This window comes from Herbiconiux sp., assembly GCF_023264855.1.
GTDB lineage: Bacteria > Actinomycetota > Actinomycetes > Actinomycetales > Microbacteriaceae > Herbiconiux.
Genome location: NZ_JAHFUW010000014.1, coordinates 52031 through 74046 on the forward strand (window position 1 = coordinate 52031; position 22016 = coordinate 74046).

The 22016-nt window shown below is 69.9% G+C and carries 23 protein-coding genes; 10 read left to right on the forward strand and 13 right to left on the reverse strand.

The genetic code is table 11. From position 1 onward, the window contains the following. Positions 1-39 precede the first annotated feature (39 nt). On the forward strand, positions 40-912 hold the full coding sequence (locus Q0D75_RS07895) for an NAD(P)H-hydrate dehydratase (protein WP_291051430.1): 873 nt from the start codon (positions 40-42) through the stop codon (positions 910-912). A 59-nt stretch (positions 913-971) separates the two neighbouring features. On the opposite strand, the gene Q0D75_RS07900 is transcribed toward Q0D75_RS07895, so the two are convergent. Next, positions 972-1649: a YceI family protein gene (locus tag Q0D75_RS07900; RefSeq protein ID WP_291051433.1), complete on the reverse strand. Its 678-nt coding sequence runs from the start codon at positions 1647-1649 to the stop codon at positions 972-974. 166 nt (positions 1650-1815) lie between these two features. Between Q0D75_RS07900 and Q0D75_RS07905 the strand changes: the two genes are divergently transcribed. Continuing rightward, positions 1816-3123: a glycosyltransferase family 87 protein gene (locus Q0D75_RS07905; RefSeq protein ID WP_291051437.1), complete on the forward strand. Its 1308-nt coding sequence runs from the start codon at positions 1816-1818 to the stop codon at positions 3121-3123. Further along, positions 3071-3409: a thiamine-binding protein gene (locus Q0D75_RS07910; protein WP_291051440.1), complete on the forward strand. Its 339-nt coding sequence runs from the start codon at positions 3071-3073 to the stop codon at positions 3407-3409. The genes Q0D75_RS07905 and Q0D75_RS07910 overlap by 53 nt, the downstream gene beginning before the upstream one ends. Positions 3410-3411: 2 nt before the next feature. Here Q0D75_RS07910 and Q0D75_RS07915 read toward each other — a convergent pair whose 3' ends face one another. From Q0D75_RS07915 to Q0D75_RS07945, 7 genes are all read right to left on the reverse strand, one after another. Next, positions 3412-4440: a cell wall-binding repeat-containing protein gene (locus Q0D75_RS07915; RefSeq protein ID WP_291051443.1), complete on the reverse strand. Its 1029-nt coding sequence runs from the start codon at positions 4438-4440 to the stop codon at positions 3412-3414. Between the two features lie 54 nt (positions 4441-4494). Then, complete coding sequence (locus tag Q0D75_RS07920) at positions 4495-5199, reverse strand: response regulator transcription factor (RefSeq protein WP_291051446.1); 705 nt, start codon at positions 5197-5199, stop codon at positions 4495-4497. Between the two features lie 34 nt (positions 5200-5233). Then, positions 5234-6505: a hypothetical protein gene (locus Q0D75_RS07925; RefSeq protein WP_291051449.1), complete on the reverse strand. Its 1272-nt coding sequence runs from the start codon at positions 6503-6505 to the stop codon at positions 5234-5236. After that, complete coding sequence (locus Q0D75_RS07930) at positions 6502-7665, reverse strand: ATP-binding protein (protein WP_291051452.1); 1164 nt, start codon at positions 7663-7665, stop codon at positions 6502-6504. The genes Q0D75_RS07925 and Q0D75_RS07930 overlap by 4 nt, the downstream gene beginning before the upstream one ends. A gap of 230 nt (positions 7666-7895) precedes the next feature. Further along, complete coding sequence (locus Q0D75_RS07935) at positions 7896-9101, reverse strand: homoserine O-acetyltransferase (RefSeq protein ID WP_291051455.1); 1206 nt, start codon at positions 9099-9101, stop codon at positions 7896-7898. A gap of 111 nt (positions 9102-9212) precedes the next feature. Further along, a complete protein-coding gene (locus tag Q0D75_RS07940; RefSeq protein WP_291051458.1) occupies positions 9213-10538 on the reverse strand; it encodes a bifunctional o-acetylhomoserine/o-acetylserine sulfhydrylase in 1326 nt (441 codons plus the stop codon). Positions 10539-10645: 107 nt separating this feature from the next. Beyond that, positions 10646-11686, reverse strand: coding sequence for an acyltransferase family protein (locus Q0D75_RS07945; protein ID WP_291051460.1), 1041 nt, complete (start codon positions 11684-11686; stop codon positions 10646-10648). A 101-nt stretch (positions 11687-11787) separates the two neighbouring features. Here Q0D75_RS07945 and Q0D75_RS07950 point away from each other — a divergent pair, with 101 nt between their 5' ends. Continuing rightward, positions 11788-12570 (forward strand): SDR family oxidoreductase, encoded by a 783-nt coding sequence (locus Q0D75_RS07950; protein ID WP_291051463.1) that lies wholly within the window; start codon positions 11788-11790, stop codon positions 12568-12570. On the opposite strand, the gene Q0D75_RS07955 is transcribed toward Q0D75_RS07950, so the two are convergent. Next, on the reverse strand, positions 12548-14068 hold the full coding sequence (locus tag Q0D75_RS07955; protein WP_291051465.1) for an MFS transporter: 1521 nt from the start codon (positions 14066-14068) through the stop codon (positions 12548-12550). The genes Q0D75_RS07950 and Q0D75_RS07955 overlap by 23 nt on opposite strands. Before the next feature lie 76 nt (positions 14069-14144). On the opposite strand from Q0D75_RS07955, the gene Q0D75_RS07960 reads away from it, so the two are divergent. From Q0D75_RS07960 to Q0D75_RS07975, 4 genes are read left to right on the forward strand one after another with little or no spacing between them, the layout of a single operon-like run. Next, positions 14145-14666, forward strand: a complete 522-nt coding sequence (locus tag Q0D75_RS07960; RefSeq protein WP_291051468.1) for a phosphoribosyltransferase — start codon at positions 14145-14147, stop codon at positions 14664-14666. After that, positions 14663-15388, forward strand: coding sequence for a peptidase S51 (locus Q0D75_RS07965; RefSeq protein ID WP_291051471.1), 726 nt, complete (start codon positions 14663-14665; stop codon positions 15386-15388). Before Q0D75_RS07960 ends, Q0D75_RS07965 begins: the two co-directional genes overlap by 4 nt. Positions 15389-15404: 16 nt before the next feature. Next, positions 15405-16097: a uracil-DNA glycosylase gene (locus Q0D75_RS07970; protein ID WP_291051569.1), complete on the forward strand. Its 693-nt coding sequence runs from the start codon at positions 15405-15407 to the stop codon at positions 16095-16097. Between the two features lie 10 nt (positions 16098-16107). Further along, positions 16108-16698 (forward strand): N-acetyltransferase family protein, encoded by a 591-nt coding sequence (locus Q0D75_RS07975; RefSeq protein WP_291051474.1) that lies wholly within the window; start codon positions 16108-16110, stop codon positions 16696-16698. On the opposite strand, the gene Q0D75_RS07980 is transcribed toward Q0D75_RS07975, so the two are convergent. Together Q0D75_RS07980 and Q0D75_RS07985 are read right to left on the reverse strand one after the other, a co-directional pair. Continuing rightward, on the reverse strand, positions 16691-17062 hold the full coding sequence (locus Q0D75_RS07980) for an SMR family transporter (protein WP_291051477.1): 372 nt from the start codon (positions 17060-17062) through the stop codon (positions 16691-16693). The genes Q0D75_RS07975 and Q0D75_RS07980 overlap by 8 nt on opposite strands. 60 nt (positions 17063-17122) lie before the next feature. Then, entirely contained in the window at positions 17123-18016 is an 894-nt protein-coding gene (locus Q0D75_RS07985) for a hypothetical protein (RefSeq protein ID WP_291051480.1), read from the reverse strand. A 56-nt stretch (positions 18017-18072) separates the two neighbouring features. On the opposite strand from Q0D75_RS07985, the gene Q0D75_RS07990 reads away from it, so the two are divergent. After that, positions 18073-19500, forward strand: a complete 1428-nt coding sequence (locus tag Q0D75_RS07990; protein ID WP_291051483.1) for an amidase — start codon at positions 18073-18075, stop codon at positions 19498-19500. 262 nt (positions 19501-19762) lie between these two features. Beyond that, positions 19763-20137, forward strand: coding sequence for an SIP domain-containing protein (locus Q0D75_RS07995; RefSeq protein ID WP_291051486.1), 375 nt, complete (start codon positions 19763-19765; stop codon positions 20135-20137). A gap of 1 nt (position 20138) precedes the next feature. Here Q0D75_RS07995 and Q0D75_RS08000 read toward each other — a convergent pair whose 3' ends face one another. Together Q0D75_RS08000 and Q0D75_RS08005 are read right to left on the reverse strand one after the other, a co-directional pair. Continuing rightward, on the reverse strand, positions 20139-20510 hold the full coding sequence (locus tag Q0D75_RS08000) for a Fe-S oxidoreductase (RefSeq protein ID WP_291051489.1): 372 nt from the start codon (positions 20508-20510) through the stop codon (positions 20139-20141). Between the two features lie 32 nt (positions 20511-20542). Continuing rightward, on the reverse strand, positions 20543-21991 hold the full coding sequence (locus tag Q0D75_RS08005; RefSeq protein WP_291051492.1) for an NAD(P)/FAD-dependent oxidoreductase: 1449 nt from the start codon (positions 21989-21991) through the stop codon (positions 20543-20545). Positions 21992-22016: the final 25 nt, after the last annotated feature.

Sequence of the window (22016 nt, forward strand, 5' to 3'; positions counted from 1 at the left end):
GGGCGAGCCCCTGTCGGTCGCCCGTCCTATCGTGGAGTCATGAGCGATCAGGCATCCGCGACCGACTGGCGTGACTGGACCGAACTGGCGGCGGCCGAGTGCATCGCGGCACCGGGAGCCGACGACGACAAGTACTCCCGGGGCGTGCTGGGAGTGGTGACGGGGTCGGACGAGTTCCCGGGCGCCGCGGTGCTCGGCGTCGAGGCGGCCGCCCGGACGGGCCTCGGTATGGTGCGGTACCTCGGCCCCGACACGGCCAGCCGGTTCGTGCTGCAGGCGCGACCCGAGGTCGTCACCGCATCCGGCCGCGTGCAGGCCTGGCTCGTGGGCTCCGGGATGAGCGCCGCCACCCGCAGCGACGACGACCAGCGCCGGCTCACCGCGGCCTTCGCCGACGGCACCCCGATCGTGGTCGATGCGGGTGCCCTAGACCTGCTGGGCTCGGTCACCGGGCCCGCAGTCATCACTCCGCACGCGGGCGAACTCGTCGGAGTTCTCGACGCCCACGGCATCACGGCCGACCGCGCCGCCGTGCAGGCCGACCCAGCGCGCTGGGCCGAACGGGCGGCCGACGCCACCGGCCTGGTGGTGCTGCTCAAGGGCCGCGTCACCCACGTCTGCTCGCCCCTGCTCGACGGCGAACGGATCGGCGCACGCATCGAAGCACCCTCCAGCTGGGCCGCGACGGCGGGCTCGGGTGACGTGCTCGGCGGCATCGTCGGCGCCGTCATCGCCACCCACGCCGAGCAGGCGGCCGATCCGGAGCGCCTGGTGGCCCTGGCCGCGACAGGCGCCTATGTGCACGCCTGGGCGGCCGAACGAGCTTCACGCGGCGGGCCGATCGTCGCCTCCGACATCGCAGCGTCGGTGCCGCGGCTGATCGCGCGGCTGGTCAGCGGCATCGACGACTGAACGAGCCCGTCGACTGAAAGAGCCTGCCGTCATCGGCCGAAGTGCCGACTAGGTGTCGGTCAGTCGGTCGGGACGGCGGTGAGCGAGACCTCGATGGTCGAACGGCCCGACGCGGTGCCCGGCACGGTGATGCCGTAATCCGCCAGATCGACCGGGATGCTGCCCGAGAGCGTCACCGTCTCGCCGTCCGTCTCGAGCAGTGCATCGAGCGACACGGTGTTGCTCACACCGCGAACGGTCAGGATCCCCGAAACCGGTACCGTCTCGTCGTCACCGTCCTCGGTCTCCAGAGGAATGGCCTGGGTGAGCACGAACGTGGCGGTCGAGTTGCCGCCGGTCGCCGCGATCAGCCCTCGCAGCACCAGATCCTGCGCCGGATCCGAGCCGGCCAAGGTCGAGAGGTCGACCATGAACTCCGCCTCGGTGACGGCCTCATCCGTGCGACCGATCATGCCCGAGATGTCGGAGGTCCGCCCGCCGACGAGCTGCTCGCCCGCGGCACTCAGGCGGTACTCCACCCACGACGAGGGGTCGATCTGCCAGCTGCTGGTCGCGCCCGACGCTCCGGCCACCTCGTCGGCCGGGGTGTCGACCACGGTGGGGACGATCTGCTGCATCGTGGCCGTGGAGTCCAGCGCCATGCTGCGCCCGAGGATGGGCATCGCCACCGCGGCTACGGCACCGACAGCGGCCGCGCCCGCGATGAGGGCGACGACGTACTTGACGGAGTTCTTCACGGGACGCTTTCGGATCGGGAACGATGACCAGTCAAGCAAGCGAAGGTGGTCGATCGCTGGGAACCGCCGGAGTACGCCCTGCATCTTCGGTCACAGCTCGCCCCCCCCACCACGACGACTGCGCCGGTCACCGTGCATTCAGAGTGCGCCCACTATGCTGACCCACGTGCTGACACGTGTGCGACGACTCGCTACCCGGCCCGTCGTCCTCTGGTCGGCGTTCGCCCTGACCCACCTGTGGCTGGGCTGGGTGGGTCTGAACCACCCGAACCTCCCGTTCGGCGACGTCACGAACGTGTACCTGCCGTGGGTGCAGCAGTCCCTCGACGGCTATCGTCTCGGCGTCGACGGCCCGTGGGTGTACCCCATTCTGGCGTTCCTGCCGATGCTCGCCTCCCTCGTTCTCGGGCCGGGCCTCTACGGCATCGGCTGGATGCTGATGGTCAGCATCGCGGATGCCGCGATCTTCGCCTACCTGATCACCCGTCGTTCCCGCACCGAGGTTCCCGCCGCCGGGCACGGCCTGCGCATCCTCGCCGCCTGGTGGTGGCTGGCGTTCCTCCTGCTGATCGGCCCGGTTTCTGTCGGGCGCATCGACATCTTCACCGTCGACCTCGTGATCGCCGGGCTGCTGGTCATCCGCAACCGGCCGGCCCTCGCCGGCGTGCTGCTGGGCCTGGCCACCTGGGTGAAGGTCTGGCCCGCCGCTCTGATCGCGGCCGGAGTGATCGCGATGCGCCGGCGCCTGCGCGTGGCCGTCGGCGCCCTGATCACCCTCGTGGGTGTCGCGGCCGGTGCTCTGGCGTTCGGCGCCGGGCTCAACGCCTTCAGCTTCGTGTCCGAGCAGACCGGCCGCGGAATGCAGGTGGAGGCGCCCATCTCGTCGCTCTGGATGTGGCTGGCGTTCTTCGGCGACCGCACGCGGGTGTACTACGACCACGAGATCCTGACCTTCCAGGTCACCGGCCCCGGCAGTGATCTCGCGGCCATGCTCATGACTCCTCTGCTCGTCGTCGCGGTCGCCGCCATCCTCGTGCTCGCCGTGTTCGTCGTGCGCACCGGCGCCGCCTCGACAGTGGTGCTGCCCCCGCTCGCCCTGGCGCTCGTCGCCGCGCTGATCGTGTTCAACAAGGTGGGGTCGCCCCAGTTCATGGTGTGGCTGTCGGCCCCGATCATCCTGGGTATCGTCACCCAGGGCCGCCGCTTCTTCCTCCCGGCGATGATGGCCTTCGTGATGGGCGCGCTCACCCAGGTGATCTACCCGATCGCCTACGACTGGGTGCTGGGGCTCGACCCGGTGATGCTCGGTGTGCTGACCGTGCGCAACCTGCTCTCGATCGCCATGCTCGGGGTCGGTGTGGCCATGCTGTGGCAGAGTAGGAAGTCCTCACGACCCGTGGGCCCGAGAGAGGTGGATGAGCATGCTGGTGGCCTTTTCCGTGGCACCTTCCGGCGGGCCGTCGCAGAGCGGTGACCCCGACGGCGCGAGCCTGCACGACGCCGTCGCCGCGGCGGTCGAGGTGGTGCGCTCCTCCGGCCTGCCGAACTCCACCGACGCGATGTTCACCACGATCGAGGGATCGTGGGATGAGGTCTTCGACGTGGTACGGCGTGCCACCGAGGCCATCCAGGCGTACGGCCCGCGCGTCTCGCTCGTGTTGAAAGCCGACATCCGTGGCGATCGCACCGGCGAGCTCGAGGGCAAGGTCGAGCGGCTGGAAGCGGCCCTCGCGCGTCGCGACGACCAGCCGGGCGCCTAGCCTCACAACCGGCCGAGCGCCGCCAGCGTGGCCGCCGAGACGGAGTTCTCTCCGCCGAGCACGGTGATCTCGGAGGGTTTCATCCTCACCAGTTCTGCGGCGACGCTCGGCGGGATGGAGTCTCTCTCGACCAGCAGCAGCGGTCCGTCGGCGCTGATCGCGGCGGGACCGCCCGACAGGGCGTCGGCGAAGCCGGCACCCGAGGCGATGTAGACGTGCGGCCCGCTCTGGTCGGGCACCGTCGTGGACGAGATGCCCACAGAGACCTCGTAGCGATCGGAGCCCGCGATGCGGACGACCGGCGCGATGGCGTTCAGCTGGCTGAATACCGCATCCGACACGCTGTTCACCCCGCCCAGCAAGACGATCGTCCGGGGCTGGTTCCGGGCCAGGTACGCCAGAACGTCTGACGGAACGGCGCCACGCTGCGTCAGCAGCACGGGCCCGCGACCGTGGCCGGCTGCCGCGCCACCGGAGAGCGCATCGGGGAAGGTCTCGCCGGATGCGACGTAGGCCACCGGAACCCGGCGCGTGAAGGCTGCATCGGCGACCGCGGCCGACACCGCGTAGCGATCGGCCCCGGCGATGCGGCGCACGACGGGGGCAAAGGCCCCGAGCGCGGTCTCGACCTCGGGGGAGATCGTCGCGGTGCCTCCCACGATCACGATCGCCGCCGGCTGCAGCCTCCGGAGTTCCGCCGCGATAACCGGGGGGATGCTGTCGCGCGTGACGAGCAGCACACCGCCTCCCTCCACGCCCACGGCCGCCGACGCGGACAGGGCGTCGCTGAACACCGCTCCCGACACGATGTCGACCACCGGTACGCCCGGAGAGAAGGTGTTCGCCGACAGCGCGGCCGACACCTCGTAGCGGTCTGCGCCGCCGATCCGCTCGATGCTGACGCGTCGTTCGGCCGGCGGAGCGGTGTCGGCCCGGGCCGTGGATCCCAGGAAGACCGTGGCGGCCACGGTGGCTGCCACGACCAGGGCGGAGACGATCGACCGGGAGCGTGGACGTGATGATACGAGCATGAGATGAGGATATGTCATCTCATGTCGAAGTGGAGCCATTCGGCTCGGGAGTCGTCAGTTGACGGGGAGCGGCTGGTCGTCGTCGGGCTGGGGGTTGGTGAGGTATTCGTCGCGGGGGAGCAGGCCGTCTTGGATGGCACGCTTGCGCAGCGCGACCTTGGTGCCTACGTCGATGCCCACCACGCGGTACTTCTCGCGGATGCGCTTGAGGTAGGACTTCGCGGTCTCCTCGGAGATGTCGAGGGCCTTCGCCACCTGCTTCACGGGCTCGCCACCGCCGTAGAGGGCCATCACGCGACGCTCCTGGGCGCTGAGCCGGGGCGAGGCGTCGAGGTCGTCGGCCGCGAGAGCCAGGTCGAGCTCGGTGGAGATGAAGCTGTCGCCCACCGCGGCGGCGCGGATGGCCTCGACGATCATGTCGGCCTCCTCGCTCTTCACCAGATAGCCCAGGGCCCCCGCGGCGATCGCCTCGCGCACCACGACGGGCTCGGAGTAGGTGCTCATCAGCACGGTCTTGACGCCGGCCGACTTGAGCGCGCGCAGTTTCACCGAGACGGGAAGCTGGTCTTTGAGGTCGAGGTCGAGCAGCACCACGTCGACCGGGAACTCCGGATGCGTCAGCAGGTCCGGCCAGGTCGTGACGGCGGCCACCATGCTGATGTCGTCGGCGGCTCCGCGGATCCACTCGGTCAGAGCACCGAGCAGCATGCGGTGGTCGTCGACGATGGCCAAACGGATAGGGTCCCGCTCGATCGTCACTGGAGCTCCTTCTTCACACTATGGGTCGGGCACTTCATAGGTCGGACCGCGAGGCATCAGGCACGACGACGTGGGCGTCGACGCTGACTCGCAACCTGCCGGTACGGGTCTCGAAGGAGTACCGGCCGACGCGGGACAGTGCCGACCAGACAGCGGGATCGATACGGCGGCGGGGTATGCCCTCGATCGAGATGACTATCGGAAGCACCATCCTATCGGCAGGCACACCACCGTTCGAGGAACTCGGCCGCCCCATCGACACCTCGATGCGAGGGGCGAAGCGCCCGGATTCGTCGACGATCAACCAGAGCGCCGAGAGCAGGCCGTCCCGCTGCGGTGGTTCGAGGTAGCCCGCCAACCCGTCGGCGTCGTGCAGCACCACGGCGTCGCCGAGCACCGCCGACTCCGTGGTGGCGTGCTTCAGCCAGGTCTCCCGGCGGCCCGCCACCAGCAGCCGGCGCAGGTCGGTGGCCAGCATCGACGCCGTCGAGGAGAGCGACTTGTCCAGCGGCAGCGCGACCCGGCCGGTCGCGACGTCTTGCAGCAGCTCCTCGGCGGCGAGGTCGAGCAGGGCGAGCTCTTCGGATGCCAGCAGCCCGAGGCCGTAGCGGGGAGCGCTGATGGTGCTCTCGGCCACGGTGCGATCCAGTTCCCGCTGCACCAGGTCGCCGAACGAGCGCACGATGATGATGCCGGCGAACGTCGGAACGACGGTGAGCACCACCGAGGAGATGCCGAGGGCGGCGGTTCCCGGCGAGGAGACCTCGAGCACTGCGAGCATCACCAGCTGCACGACGGTGAGAGCGCAGACGGCCACGAGCACGTTCATCGTGGGGCGGAAGGTGACGCAGGCCAGCATGGTGGCACCGATGCCGATGGTCACCGTCACGTAGCTCGCAGTGGGCTCGCTGTGCACCAGCGCGATGTAGTCCAGCGCGAGCGCGATGGAGTCGGCGGCGAGCACTCCCGCGAACGCCCAGAGCGGCAGCACGCCGCGGCGGCGGCGGGCGATCAGAACGGCCGCCGCGAAGGCGAGCACGACCACGGTCCAGCCGATCAGCGAGCCGGGCAGCCAGTCGTTCACCTCCCAGGTCCAGCCGAACGAGACCAGGCCGCGAACGATCAGGATGAGCCCCACGATCACCGCCCCGATGCCGAGGTAGCCGATCCCGAGCCGGGAGTCGCGCTCGATGTTCTGGCGGAGCTCGTCGACGGCCCGGGGGCCCGCGCGCCGGGCCCGGATCATCTCGGTCAGCACGCCGCCGTCTCCCGGCCGGGGCCGACGGCCCTCGGGCGCGGCGCTCACTTGGGCACCTCGAGCACGACGGTGGTGCCGGATCCGGGGGAGGAGAACAGGCGCACCTTGCCGCCCACGTCGTTGATGCGGGCGATCACGGATTCGGCGAGTCCCAGCCGGCCCACGTCGACCGACTGCAGATCGAAGCCGACCCCCGAATCGGTCACCATCGCCCGCACCGTCTGGTCGTCTTCGGTGATGGTCACGTCGGCGGATCCGACTTCGGCGTGCCGGCGCACGTTCTCCAGGCACTCGGAGAGCGAGAGCAGGAAGGCGTCGAGCACGTGGCTCGGCAACAGGATCTGTCCGGAGCCGTGCCAGGCGACCTCCAGGCCCATCCGGCCGAAGCGCTGCTTGACCGATTCCAGGGTATGACCGAGATCGCTGGTCTCGACCGGTTCGAGGGTGTAGCCCCCGGAGGAGCGCGGCATCGGCGTACCGCCGAGTCGCAACTGGCGCAGCAGCCGGGCATCCTCACCCGCCTGATTGCGCAGGGCATCCGGACTGACGCCGATACCGGAGTGCGCGAGCAGGGTGAGGGTGGCCAGGACGGTGTCGTGCAGCAGGCGGGCGCCGTGGCGGCGCTGCGCCTCGATCTCGCTCGCCTGCCGCTCGACCGCGTGCGCCCGCCCGAGCCGGGCCATGCCGGTGAAGGCGCGGCGCAGGCTCGCCGACAGCCAGGTGGCGGCCACGAACAGGGCCACCCAGCCCACCACGATCGAGGCGATCACGAACGCGGCCCGCTCGGTCTGCCAGGTGGCGAGGGTGGCCAGGGCCAGCACCGGAACGTACGCGGGCAGTACCAGCCAGAGCAGCCGGGGTGATGCCGAGATGGTGGCGATCAGCGAGGGGATCGCGGTGGAGGCGAAGAAGGTGAGGCCGCTGGTGGTCGGGATGTCGTCGATGGCGACGCCGGGCAGCAGGAAGCTCGCGAGGGTGGCCACCCCCAGCAGGTAGGTCACGCCCGGCCAGAGCAGCGAACGGCTGTTGCCGACGAGCGAGAAGCCGAACGCGGTGAGCGCCATCAGGGCCAGGTTGAGGCCGTAATCGCCGAGGTGGCCGAGGTTGGGCACCAGGATGCTCACGAACGAGGCGCTGGAGAACAAGAGCCCGAGATTGCGCGAGGTGCGGTTCAGCAGCTTGCGGCGTTCGCGATCCGTTCTGGGCATCAGTTCACTGCTCTGGGCATTTCTGCATGATAGCGCGACCGCGCGGAACCGGCCGCGGACCGGATGTGCCTCGCCGCGCCTTACACAGAAGTTCTGTTAGCGCTGCCCCCTGAAGTGGGGGTTGGAACATCGACAGGTGTCGGTAAACTCGAACGAGATCCGGGGGGAATTGGCCGGGGAGCGAGCTCAGCGCCGCTCCCCGGCCGCTTTTTTGCGTCAGCGTCGTCTCATCAGAGCGCGAGCAGCCGCGAGATCTCCCGGCCCACCTCGTCGAACTCGATCAAGAAGCCGTCGTGGCCGAATTTCGACTCGATCACGATCGGGCGGGTGCCGTCGATGTTCCCCGGGATGTGGGCCGCGATCAGCTCCTGGTCTTCGACGGGGAAGAGCCGGTCGCTGTCGATGCCGACGATCAGCGTCTTGGCGCGCACCGACTCGAGCGCGGCGACCACCCCGGCCCGGCCACGGCCGATGTCGTGCGAGTTCATCGCCTCGACCAGCGTGATGTAGGTGTTCGCGTCGAAACGGCGGGTGAACTTGTTGCCATGGAAGTCGAGGTACGACTCCACGGCGAAGCGCCCGCCGCCGCCCAGCGGACTGATGCCGCTCTGCCAGCTGCGCTGGAAGCGGGCGTTCAGCTCGCTCGGGCTGCGGTAGTTCAGCAGCGCCATCCGCCTGGCCAGCGCCAGCCCTTGGTGCGGGCCCTCGCCGTCGGGGGAGTCGTAGTACTGGCCGTCCTGGAACAGCGGATCGGCGCGGATCGCCTGCACCTGCACCGAGTTCAGCGCGATCTGGTCGGCCGAGCTCATGGCGGGGGCGGCGATGATCGCCACGCGGTCCATCTCGTCGGGGTACCGCACGGCCCACTCGAGCACCTGCATCCCGCCCATCGAGCCGCCGACCACGGCGAACCAGTGCTCGATGCCGATCGTGTGAGCGAGGGCGTGCTGGGCCACGACCTGGTCGGCGATGGTGGTGAACGGGAAGCGGGCACCCCACTCCACGGCGTCGGGCGCGATCGAGGAGGGGCCCGTGCTGCCCTGGCAGCCGCCCAGCATGTTGGGGGCGACGATGAACCAGCGGTCGGTGTCGAGGGGGAGGCCCGGCCCGACGAGCCCCGGCCACCAGCCGTCGGTCGGATGCCCGGGCTCGGCGGGGTGGTTGAGGTTGCTGTCGCCGGTGAGGGCGTGCAGCACCAGGATGGCGTTGTCGCGCTCCGGCGACAGGGTGCCGTAGGTCTGGTAGGCGATGCGGGCCCGCGGAACCACCGCCCCGCTCTCGAACGTGAAGTCGCCGATCTCGGCGAACCTCCGCCGCCCCACGGGGTCGCCCACCCGCCAGGCTCCGGATGCCGGCGGCTTCCCGAGCACCGACCGGATCTCCGCATCGCTGATGAAGCCGCTGGGAACCGTGTCCTCGTTCGTCTGCCAATCCATAACACGTCAATTCTGTCGTGCCCCGGGAGCCCCGATGACATTGTTACGTGCGGTGCTGGCGAAAGAGCCCCCTCGCACGGCGGCGAGAGGGCTCTTTCGGTGCGAGAACCGTCAGACGACGTTGGCGCGGACGGTTTCGCGGGCTGCGGCGAGACCGGTCTCGAGGTCGGCCTTCAGGTCGTCGATGTTCTCCAGGCCCACCGAGAGGCGCACGAGGCCAGGAGTGACACCCGCGGTGAGCTGCTGCTCCGGGGTCAGCTGGGAGTGCGTGGTCGACGCCGGGTGGATGACCAGCGAGCGCACGTCGCCGATGTTGGCCAGGTGGCTGAAGAGCTCGAGGCTGTCGACGAAGGTGCGTCCGGCATCCACCCCGCCCTTCAGCTCGAACGAGAGCACGGCGCCGACGCCCTTGGGAGCGTACTTGTTGGCGGCCGCGTACCAGGGGCTGGAGGGCAGGCCGGCGTAGTACACGGTGGCGATGTCGTCGTGGTTGTCGAGCCACTCGGCGATCTCCTGCGCGTTCTGCACGTGGCGCTCGATGCGCAGCGACAGGGTCTCGATGCCCTGGATGAGCTGCCAGGCGCTGGCCGGGGCGATCGCGGCACCGAGGTCGCGCAGCAGCTGCACGCGTGCCTTGATGATGTAGGCGATCGGGTCGCCGAGGGCACCCGTGTAGCTCACGCCGTGGTACGAGGGGTCGGGCTCGGTGAGTCCCGGGAACTTCTCGACGTTCTTGCTCCACTCGAACGTTCCGCCGTCGACGATGATGCCGCCGATGACGGTGCCGTGGCCGCCGAGGAACTTGGTGGCCGAGTGCACCACGATGTCGGCGCCGTGCTCGAAGGGACGGATCAGGTACGGCGTCGCGATGGTGTTGTCGACGATCAGCGGCACGCCGCTCTCGTGCGCGACACCCGACACCAGGGCGATGTCGAGGATGTTGATCTTGGGGTTGCCGATGGTCTCGGCGAAGAAGAGCTTCGTGTTCGGGCGCACCGCGCGGCGCCACTCCTCGGCGTCGTCCTGGTTCTCCACGAAGGTCGTCTCGATGCCGAGCTTGGCCAGCGTGTACTTGAACAGGTTGTACGTTCCGCCGTAGATCGACGACGACGACACGATGTGGTCGCCGGCCTCGGCGATGTTCAGCACGGCGAAGGTCTCGGCGGCCTGGCCCGAGGCGACCAGCAACGCTGCCGTACCGCCCTCGAGGGCCGCGACGCGCTGCTCGACGACATCCTGCGTGGGGTTGTGGATGCGCGTGTAGATGTTGCCGAACTCGGCCAGCGCGAACAGGTTCTGCGCGTGCTGGGCGTTGTCGAAGACGTAGGAGGTGGTCTGGTAGATCGGCGTGGCGCGGGCGTTCGTGGTGGGGTCGGGCTGGGCGCCGGTGTGGATCTGCTTGGTCTCGAACTTCCAGTTCGCAGCGTTGTCGCTCATGGACTTCTTCCTCAAAGTCGTGGGATAGGACTGAGGGAAGAGTAGGGGCGCGGCCGGAGGAGGGTCAATCGGCCCCGACTCGGGGCGTAACGCGGCTCGGCCCACCCTTAAGGGCGTCGCGCGAACAGCCACTCCGCGCGCGGCTCCACCAGCGGCCGGAACACGCGCCGCACGAGCGTCGTCGAGAGCGCGAGGGTGAGCAGGATGCTGAACAGGATCATCCCGACGTGCAGCAGGTCGGACTGCGGGCCGTCGAGCATCCCGCTCTGCCGGATGGGGTAGAGCACGAAGGTGTGCAGCAGATACACATACAGCGTCGCCTGTCCGAGCGGCGAGAACCAGGTGGCGCGACGGGGCATCAGCGTGAGGAAGGCCAGCACGAGCAGCCCGGCCAGCACGATCGCGCCGAGCCGCAGCGCCCCTGCCCACCACTGGTCGTAGCCGAACTCGGGATAGGCCTCCTGGAAGAGCAGCACCCGCCGCAGTTTCACCTCGCGCCACAGCGGCACGTTCGTGGCGATCACGAGGGCGAGGGCGGCGAACAGCGCGATCGACGCCGCGCGGATCAGCCACACCGTGCGCTGCGAGGCCGCCAGCCAGATGGCCGTCCAGGGGAGCTGCCGCAGCTTCCAGCCGAGCACGAAGAAGGGCAGCAGCGCGAGCGTGCGGTCCAGCGCGAACACGCCGCCGATGCCGGGCAGGTAGCCCGCGGCCACCGAGATCACCACGGAGATCAGCAGCGGATACCGCAGCAGCGCGAGGTAGGGCAGGGCCACCCGCCACACGATCAGCGCGAGCAGGAACCACAGGGTCCACGAGGGGTTGGCGAAGTCGACGCGGGGCCGCCCGTCGAGGAGGGACTGGATGACGCTCCAGATCGCCTCGAAGATCAGGTAGGGGAGCACGAGATCGGTGACGATCCGCTTCAGCTGCTTGGGCCCCGGCGCATCCGCCTTCGCGAAGTATCCGGCGACTGCTACGAAGACCGGCACGTGGAAGGCGTAGATGAACAGGTAGACGCCGTAGGCCGTGTCCGACTCGGCGATGAGCTTCAGGATGGCGTGCCCGATCACCACCAGGGTGATCGCCACGAAGCGCGCGTTGTCCCAGAGCGGCACGCGCTTGGGGCGTGCGAGCGGGGCGGACATCATTCCAGACTACCTTTGACGGTACGGAAGGGACCGGGGAGGTCCCGGTCTCGCTTGAGCGAATGGACCGGGATGACGCCCGGTCCGGCGAAGGGACGCGGATGAAGCGCGCGGTTGTGACAGGGGCGAGTTCGGGTATCGGGGCGGCGACGGTGAGACTGCTGCGCGCTCACGACTGGGAGGTCGTGGCGGTCGCCCGCCGGGAGGATCGCCTCCGGGCCCTCGCCGACGAGACCGGCGCCTCGTATTTCGTGGCCGACCTGACGAACGAGGCCGACGTCGAGGCCCTGCGGGCCAACCTCGAGGCCACCGGCGGTGTCAGCACCCTGGTGAACAACGCCGGCGGAGCCTTCGGGCTCGACCCGGTCGAGGGCGGCTCGATCGACGACTGGCGCCGGATGTTCGAGATCAACGTGCTCGCCGTGAAGAGCGTCACCGGTGCCCTGCTGCCGCTGCTGCGGGCGTCGGTGCAGCCCGGCGGATGCGCCGACATCATGACGGTCACCTCGATCGCCGGCCACATCTCCTACGAGGGAGGCGGCGGCTACAACGCCGCGAAGTTCGCCGAGCACGCGATGCTCGACGTGCTGCGCCTCGAGCTGAGCGGCGAGCCGATCCGGGTGCTCGAGATCGCCCCCGGCATGGTGCACACGGAGGAGTTCTCGCTCAACCGCTTCGGCGGCGACCAGGGCCGCGCCGACTCGGTGTACGCGAACGTGCCCGATCCGCTCTCCGCCGACGACGTTGCCGCGACGATCGTGTCGACCCTCGAACTGCCACCGCACGTGAGCCTGGACCTCGTGGTGATCAAGCCCGTCGCCCAGTCGGCCGCCTACAAGGTGGCGCGCGGCGAGTTGAAGGTCAAGACGCCCGACGCTCGCTAGCCGTACCGCCGGCCGCACCGGTGGTCGCCGGCGCCTCCTCCAGCGGTACGGTGGCGTCGGCGAACGCCAGCTTGGGCACGAAGAACAGCAGCACGGCGGCCACCACCGCGCCGCCCGCGCAGATCGCCCACACGGTCATGTACCCCGAGAGGCTCGACGCCGTCGCGGTGACCGCCGTCGACGCCCCCTGGAACAGCACCAGGGCGAACACCGCCGAGGCGAACGACCCGCCGATCGTCTTGGTGGTGTTCGTCAGCCCCGCGGCGATGCCGGTCTGGCCGATGGGAGCGGCGGCTGCGGCGGCCGCAGGCAGCGCGCCCACGAGGGCGCCGGAGCCGAGCCCGGCGATGAACATGTTCGTGAAGACCTGCCAGGTCTCCTGATGGAACGGCAGGAACAATCCGTAGCCGACGGCCACCAAGACGGTCGCGCCGATCAGCGCGATCCGCGGGCTCGCCCGCCGGGAGGCGATCGGGAAGATCACCGCGCCGATGATCATCGACAGCAGGTACACGCCGATCAGGATCGAGCGGCTCGACGAGCCGAGACCAAGGCCGTAGCCGTTCACCGGGTCGGTGCCGGCGAAGGTGCTGAGCGGAGCCTGGGCGCCGAGGAGGCTGATGCCGATCAGGCCCGCGGTGAGCTGTACCGGCCACATCGACGGCTGGCGGAGCACCCGCAGGTCGATCGCCGGATCCTTCTGCCGCAGCTCGTAGCGCCCGAACGGGATGAACACGAGCACGCCGAGGGCGATCAGCAGCCACACCCACCAGGTGGCGGGACCGTTGATGCGCAAGAAGGTCAGGCCGCTGGTGATCAGCAGCAGTCCGAAGGTGAGCATCGTGAAGCCGACGATGTCGAGGGAGCGGCCCGGTTGCGGGGTCGACTCGGGAACGCCGAACAGGATGGCGAAGAAGACGAGCGTCACCGCGACGGCCGGGATCGTGAGGGTCAGGGCGACGTTCTCGTTCAGGGCGCCGAAGAGCACGCCGCTCGCGAGGGCGCCGATGATGGCGCCCGCCTCGAGGGCGACGACGAGCAGGCCGGCCGCGCGCCGGGTCTGCGAGGCGGCCCGTCCGGTGCGCCGGCCGCGGTCGAAGATCAGCGCGATCTCCAGCGGCAGCCACACCACGTAGAAGCCCTGCAGCGCCCAGGCGATCAGGAAGCTGGTGAAGTCGCCGGCGGCCACCAGCCACCAGCTGGCGCCCGCCGTCAGCACGGTCGCCAGCAGCAGCATCCGCTTGTGCCCCACCATGTCGCCGAGCTTGGCCAGGATGGGCACGACGATCGCCGAGAGCAGCAACTGCGCCGCCTCGAACCAGTTGAAGTCGGCGTCGTTGATGCCGAGGTGCTGCACCAAGTCCGGGATGAGCGGCACGTAGAAGCCCTGCAGGATGCCGCTGGTGATCTCGACCAGGAACAGGAAGCCGATCAGGGAGGCCGTGACGCCGACGACTCCCGCGCGAAGGCCCCGGGCGGCGGGCAGCGGCGATGTCATGAACGGATGCTAGCCGCTCAGCGGGCCGGGTGATCGGCATTCTCTGCGACACGCGGATTCCGGTAGCGTTGCCTGCATGAATTCCGCCGCTCCTGACGCCGAGACCACCACCGAGACGGCGCCTGCGCCCGAGAGAGAAGTGCTGGGCTGGCTCGAGTTCGGCGACGCCTCGCGCACTCTCGCCCGCGACATCGTGGAGAGCGGCTTCGAGCCCGACTTCGTGATCGCCATCGCCCGCGGCGGGCTCATCCCGGGCGGCGCCCTCGCCTACGCGCTCGGCGTCAAGAGCTGCGGCAGCCTCAACGTGGAGTTCTACTCCGACATCGAAGAGACGCTTCCGGAGCCCATCATCCTGCCCCCGCTGCTGGACAACGAGCCGCTGATCGGCAAGAACGTGCTGCTGGTCGACGACGTGGCCGATTCCGGGCGCACGCTCGCGCTCGTGGTCGACCTGCTCGAGAAGCTCGACATCACCGTCAAGTCGGCCACCCTGTTCATCAAGCCGCGTTCGGTGATCAAGCCCGACTTCCACTGGAAGTCGACCGACCGCTGGATCGTCTTCCCCTGGTCGGCCCACCCGCCCGTGAGCGCCGAATGAGCATCCATCTGGTCGGCGGAGGTTGGCCGATCGAAGACGACGCCGCGGTCTACCGGCCCTTCTTCGAGGAGGTCGCCGCGCAGGCCGAAGCCGCCGGCAAGCTCGAAGGCGCCCACGTGGCCCTCGTGCTCGTGCGCGACGGCGACGCCCCCGAGAAGTACGCCGAGCTGGTGACCGCGTTCGAGCAGGTCGCCAAGTTCGTGCCCGTGCCGGTGCTCGCGCCCGAGAACGCGCCGATCCAGCCGGCGGCCTTCGCCGAGGTCGACGGCATCGTGGTGTGGGGCGGGCTCACGCCGGCGTATCGCACGTCCCTCGAGCCCTCGTTCGGCGAGATCCGCCGGCTCGTCGCCTCCGGCATCCCGTACCTCGGCTTCTCGGCCGGCGCGGCCATCGCGGCCGAGCACGCGGTGGTGGGCGGCTGGAAGATCGACACCGTCGAGATCGGTACCGAAGAGGCCTCCGAAGACCTCGAGCAGCTCACCGTGGCCGAGGGGATCGGCCTGATCGATCTCGCGGTCGACGTGCACGCGGCCCAGTGGGGCTCGGTCTCGCGCCTGATCGCGGCCACCGAGGCCGGCGTGGTCGACGGGGGAGTCGCGATCGACGAGCACACGGCACTGGTGGTCGGCGAAGGCCCGTTGCGTGTTCTCGGCCGCGGAAGCGTGTGGAAGGTCACCCCCGACTCCGGCAGCGTGCGGGTCTCCACCGCCGGTGCCGCGTGACGCGGGCGTTCTGACCGTGCCCGGACTCTCCCTCGCCGAGCTGGCCTCGAGCGGGCAGATCGATGCGGGGTGGGCATCCGCTCTCGAGCCGGTCGGCGATCGGATCGCGGCGATGGGCGAGTTCCTGCGCGCCGAGAACGCGGCAGGGCGGGGCTACCTGCCGGCCGGACCGAACGTGCTGCGGGCCTTCCGTGCGCCGCTCGCCTCGGTTCGGGTGCTCATCGTGGGGCAGGATCCGTATCCGACCCCGGGGCATCCGATCGGGCTGTCGTTCGCCGTGGAGAAGGACGTGCGGCCCGTGCCGCGCTCGCTCGGCAACATCTACAAGGAGCTGGCCTCCGACCTCGGCATCCCGCCCGCCGCGCACGGCGACCTCTCGGCCTGGAGCTCGCACGGTGTCATGCTGCTGAACCGCGTGCTCACGGTGCAGCCCGGGCTCGCGGGCTCGCACCGCGGCAAGGGCTGGGAGGCGGTCACCGAACACGCCATCCGCGTGCTGGCCGCGCGCGACGAGCCGCTCGTGGCCATCCTCTGGGGAAAGGATGCCGCCGGCCTGATCCCGATGCTGGGCGCCGTGCCGCACATCACCTCCCCGCACCCGAGCCCGCTCTCGGCCAGCCGCGGCTTCTTCGGCTCGAAGCCGTTCAGCCGGGCCAACGCCCTCCTCGAGGCCCAGGGAGCCCCGCCCGTCGACTGGCGCGTGGAATAGGCTGAACACCGTGTTGGAAGAGGAGTATCAGCCGCGTCGTGAACTTCCGCGATCGCTGCGGCCGAAGAGCTCGGAGAAGCCCCCGCTCGAGGTGCCGTTCGAGTACTCGCTCCGGGACGCGGTGGAGACCGACCTTCCCTACATCCGCGAGATCTACAACCACTACGTGGCCAACACGGTGGTGACCTTCGACGAAGACGCGATGACGCTCAAGGAGTGGCGGCACAAGTTCGCCTGGACCAAGAAGCTCAACTACCCCTTCCTGGTCGCCGTGTCGCCGGGCGGCACGCTGCTCGGCTTCGCCTACGTCTCGGCGTGGAAGCAGAAGGCCGCCTACCGCCGCACCGTCGAGAACTCCATCTACCTCGGCCCGGCTGCGACAGGCAAGGGCCTCGGCAAGGCGCTGCTCGGCGAACTGATCGTGCGCTCGAAGGCGGCGGGCATCAAGGAGATCCTGGCGGTCATCGCCGATCAGGGAGCGGATGCCTCGATCAGACTGCACGAGGGCTTCGGCTTCAAAGAGGTCGGGCGGCTCGGCCGGGTCGGCTTCAAGTTCGGGCACTGGCTCGGCACGGTGCTGCTGCAGAAGTCGCTCAAGTAGAGCGGCTGAGGGCTTCGGCCGCAGCATCCGTCGCGTCCCGATGGTCGCCGCCCGCCTCGATCAGCACGACGCCTCCCACCACCAGAGCCATCCCGAGCAGCTGTTGCCAGGTGAGCAGTTCGCCGAAGGCGATCCAGCTGACCAGGGCCACCAGCACCACCCCGACGCCGGCCCAGACGGCGTACGCGATGCCGAGCGGCACCCCGTTCGAGAGCGTGAAGCTCAGCATCACGAAGGCCAGCAGATAGCCGGCGCCCACGATCAGGTACGCCCACCAGCGTGAGCCCTCCACCGAGGCCACCCGCAGAAAGCTCGTGGCGACCACCTCGGCCACGATGGCCACGGCCAGGTACAGATATCCCATCAGGTCTCCTCGGTCGGGGTCGCACGGGTCGTACGGTCGGGCGCGGGCGCTGCCCACTGCTCAGGATGGCGGCGGGGGCAGGGTGCCGTCCAGGCTGCGGTCGAGTTCCGCGGCCTGGGCATCGAGCTGCTCGAGCTGGGCCTGCAGGTCGTCGTAGCGCGTGTACTGCGGCTCGAGGGCGTCGTACCGCGCGTCGAGCTCGTCCGATCGCGGCTGCAGCTCGTCGCGGCGCTCGGTGAGCTCGGAGTAGCCGCCGATGCCGGCCTCCGCATCCGCGTTGTAGGCATCGATGTCGGCCGACAGCGCCTCGGAATCGGCCCGGTAGGCCGCGGACTGCGCATCCAGCGAGTCTCCCAGCGCGGTCAGCTCGGCGGCCAGGCGGTCGACCTCGCCGTTCACCTGGGCCAGCACGCCCTCGTAGGCCGCGTTCAGGCCCACCACCACGGAGCGGTCGGTGAAATAGCGGGAGTAGTACGTCTCGAGCGCCGGGTCGAGATCGGCGACCTCGGTGGCGAAGATCGAGTGCAGTTCGGTCAGCAGCGATCGGCCCTCGAGGTCGCCGTAGCTGCCCATCCGCTCCAGGAACACCGGATCCGCCTGCTTCTTCTCCCACTCGGCCTGCAGGGAACTGCCGTCGTAACAACCGAGCACATGCCCGCCGAGCTCGGGCAGCTCGCAATTCCGCTGGAACTCCTCCTGGCCCTGGATGGCGGGGGAGGAGGCGAGGTACAGGAGGCGCCCCTCATCGCTGAGGGCGGTGGCATCGGCGAGGGATGAGGCCTCCACGGTGGCGGGGCGGGTCCAGATCGAGATCTGGTCGTCGACCCATACCCTGTGGCCCGAGTACCAGGTGAGCCCGGTGAGCAGGATCGCGGCGGCGACGAGGCCGATCACGACCTGCACGATCATCCGGCGGCGACGGGAGGACCGGCGGCGGAAGGGGGTGATCGACATCACCCTCGAATCGTAACGGAGCCGAGCATGCCTCGGTGCGGGCGTATCGTCGAAGCATGGTGCAGATCCATGAACTGAGCGCTGTGGAGCAGTACCGCCTGATCCAGCGCCGCGAGCTCGGCGTGCTCGAGGCCGTCGACCACTATCTCGACCGCATCGAACGGCTCGACCCCGAACTCGGAGCCTTCCACACAGTGACCCCCGGGGCGGCGCGGGAACGGGCGCGGATGCTCGACGCGGCCGACGATCGCACGGCACCGCTCTGGGGCCTCGCCTCGGCGGACAAAGACCTCGCGCGCCGGGCGGGCGTGCGCACCACGTTCGGGTCGCGGCTGTTCGAGCAGTTCGTGCCGGAGAGCACGGATGCGCTGCCCACCCAGCTGGACGCCGCCGGCACGGTGAGCCTGGGCAAGACGGCGACGCCCGAGTTCGGGCTGGCGAGCTACACCGAGAACCACGTCGCGCCACCGACGCGCGACCCCTACGACCTCGCGCTCGGTCCCGGCGGCTCCAGCGGTGGCGCTGCGGTGGCGGTCGCGGCCGGGCTGCTGCCGTTCGCCACGGGAACCGACGGCGGCGGCTCGATCCGCATCCCGGCCGCAGCCTGCGGGCTGGTGGGCCTGAAGCCGTCACGCGGTCTCGTCCCGGCCGGATCCGGCGTCGACTCCCTGGCCGGGCTCCCGGTGGCCGGGCCGCTGGCCCGCTCCGTGCCCGACGCGGCGATGCTGCTCGACGGCATGATCGCGCGTCACGGCGACCGCATCCAGCATCCGTTCACGCTGCGGGCACCCGTCGACGACGACGGCGCCTTTCTCGGAGCCGCGCTCCGCGGTGAAGGGCGCTTCCAGATCGGACTCACCACGTGGTCGCCCTGGGACACCGCCTACGACATCCGCATCGAACCCGAGGCGCAGGATGCGCTGGCCGTCGCCCGCGACGCCCTGGTGGAACTCGGTCACGGCCTCGAAGAGTTCACGCCGGAGGCGGCACCGCAGTACCCTGACGCCTTCCGCGTGATCTGGCAGGTCGGAGCCGGGACTCTGCCGGCGGACGACACGAACGAGCACCTGCTCGAGCCACTGACCCGCTGGCTGATGCACCGGGGGCGGGCGCTCCCGGCCACGGATCTGGCGGCCGCGCTCGGTACCCTCTCGGCCTTCGAGCGCTCGATCATCCGTCAGTTCGATCGCTACGACGCCGTGCTGACGCCCGCCCTCGCGCAGACCCCGCGCCCGATCGGCTGGTACGACGCCGAAGACGGCGAGCGCAATTTCGAGCAGCAGTGCCAGTACACCCCCTTCACTTCGTTCGTGAACGTGAGCGGCCTGCCCGCCATCTCCCTCCCCGTGCACGTCACGGCCTCCGGCCTCCCCATGGGAGCCCAGCTGATCGGCCGCCCGGGCGGAGAATCGACCCTCCTCTCGCTGGCCCGCCAGCTCGAGCGCCGCCTCCGCTGGGACACCCGCCACCCACCCCAGTACTGAAAGTTCCCGCCCCGCGCCCCGCCCGTCCGGCCCGTCCCGGCCCGCCCGACCCGTCCCGCCCAGTGGATGAGGTGTCTTAGGGCTCACCCACTCGACCCAAGGTGAGGGCGTGGCCGCGACAGCGACCGCACCCGAACATGTCCCCTCGCGCCGGGCGGGGACCGGCGCGACCGCCAGAGGCCCCTCGCCGAAGGTGAGAGGTCTCTGGCGCAACAGAAAAGGTATGGCAATCCTTAGTTAGGCATGCCTATACTTAGGGCAAATGTATGTGATCGCTTCCGACTCCACCGTCGTGTCCCAGGCCGCCGGCCGTGTGCTGCTCGCCGGCACCGAGGCGAACCTCGATGAGATCCGTGCCATCGTCGCCACGCTCGGCGAGAAGGCGATGGGCCAGGTCTTCGTGGAGGTGCCGACGGCATCCGACATCGACCCGATCGCCACGCCCGAGCGCGTGACCGTCACCTGGCTCACCCGCGACACCCGCAGCGGTGTGATGGGCAGCGGTCTCGCTTGCGCCCCCGGCCAGGCCGTGGGTCGCGCGGTTCGCGCCTGGATCGGCGAGATGTCGACCGGCGTGGCCGAGATCGACGGCGACGACCTCTGCGTGTGGATCGGCCGCGACGTAGTCCAGGGCTGACTCAGCGCGCCAGGTAGTTGCCGTCTTGCAGGCCCGCCTCGATCTCGAAATGGTTGTGCAGCGGATCCTGACCCGCGAGGGCGTAGAGCAACGGGAACATCATCCCGTAGGTCTTCCACTGCTGCCGGTGCACGCCTTCGTGGCGCAGCACCCGCGCATCCGCGTTCCGGTCGGTGAGGTACACCCCGCCCACGCAGGTGCCCCCGCGCCGGAACGCCCAGGTCGGCATGCCGGTGCACACGAAGAGCCCGTCGACCCGGCGGATGCGGCCGGTGCCGAGCACCGCGCCGAGCGTCAGCCCCACCGCCGTCGCGTACAGGTACCCGGCACGCGCCAGCGGGGGAGCGTAGAGGATGCGCCGCACGCGCTCCATGCGGTCCGGCCCGGCCGGGCTGCCCGACCCGCTCAAGCGGAGTCGTCCCGCCCGTAGGTCTCCAGCAGCCGCAGCCAGACCTCGCTGATGGTCGGGTAGGAGGGAACGGCGTGCCACAGCCGCGACAGCGGTACCTCGCCCACCACGGCGACCGTCGCCGAGTGCACGAGCTCCTGCACGTCCGGCCCCACGAAGGTGACGCCGAGCACCACCTTGCGGTCTTCGTCGACCACCATCCGGGCCGTGCCCTTGTAGCCGTCGGTGTGCACGCTGGCGCCCGCCACGTTGCCGATCTCGTAGTCGACCACGCGGATGCGGTAGCCCGCCTTCTCCGCCGCAGCGGCGGTGAGCCCCACCGAGGCCACCTGCGGGTCGGTGAACGTGACCTGCGGAACCGCCTCGTGATCGGCGGTGGCCGCGTGCCGGCCCCACGGCGCGGTGGCCAGCGGCTTGCCGGTCGCGCGCGCGGCGACGACGTCGCCCGCAGCGCGTGCCTGGTACTTGCCCTGGTGAGTGAGCAGCGCGCGGTGGTTCACGTCGCCGGTGGCGTAGAGCCACTCGCCGTCGAGCGGCCGGCCGTCGTCGCCGAGCACGAGCAGCGTGTCGTCGGTCGTGAGCCAGTCGCCGGGCGTCAGCCCGATCGTCTCGAGGCCGAGGTCACCGGTGCGGGGGAGACGGCCGGTGGCCACCAGGATCTCCTCCGACTCGATCACCTCGCCGCCCTGCAGCGTGGTGCGCACGATGCCGGCGTCGTCGCGACGCACCTCGGACGGCGAGGCGCCGAGCTTGAGCGTCACACCGAGGTCCCGGAGCGCATCCGCCACCAGTTCACCGGCGAACGGCTCCTGGTTGGCCAGCAGGCCTCCGCGCGACACGAGCACGACCGTCGTGCCGAGCGAGGCGTAGGCCGTGGCGAGTTCGCAGGCCACGACCCCACCGCCGACGACCGTGAGCCGGGCCGGGGCGCTCTTGGCGCTGGTGGCCTCGCGACTGGTCCACGGCTTCGCCTCGGCGAGCCCGGGGATGTCGGGCAGCAGCGCCACCGAACCGGTCGACACGACGATGCCGTGGCGAGCACGCAGCTCGGTCACGGTGCCGTCGGAGGCGGTGACGGTGAGCTGTTTCACACCCGTGAAGACGGCGTGGCCGCGCACCAGGTCGATGCCCGCGCCCTTCACCCAGTCGGCCTGTCCCGAGTCGTCCCAATTGCTCGTGAAGGAGTCTCGACGGGCGAACACGGCCGCAGGATCGATCGAGCCCGTCACGGCCTGCTTCGCACCGTCGACGTTCTGCGCGGCTCGCACCACCTCGCCGGCCCGCAGCAGCGCCTTCGACGGCATGCAGGCCCAGTAGGAGCACTCGCCGCCGACGAGTTCGGCCTCCACGATCGCGGTCGAGAGTCCGCCCTGCACGGCCCGGTCGGCGACGTTCTCGCCCACTGCTCCCGCGCCGATGACGATGACGTCGTATTCGGTGGTCATTGCTGCTCCTTCATCCTTCATGAGT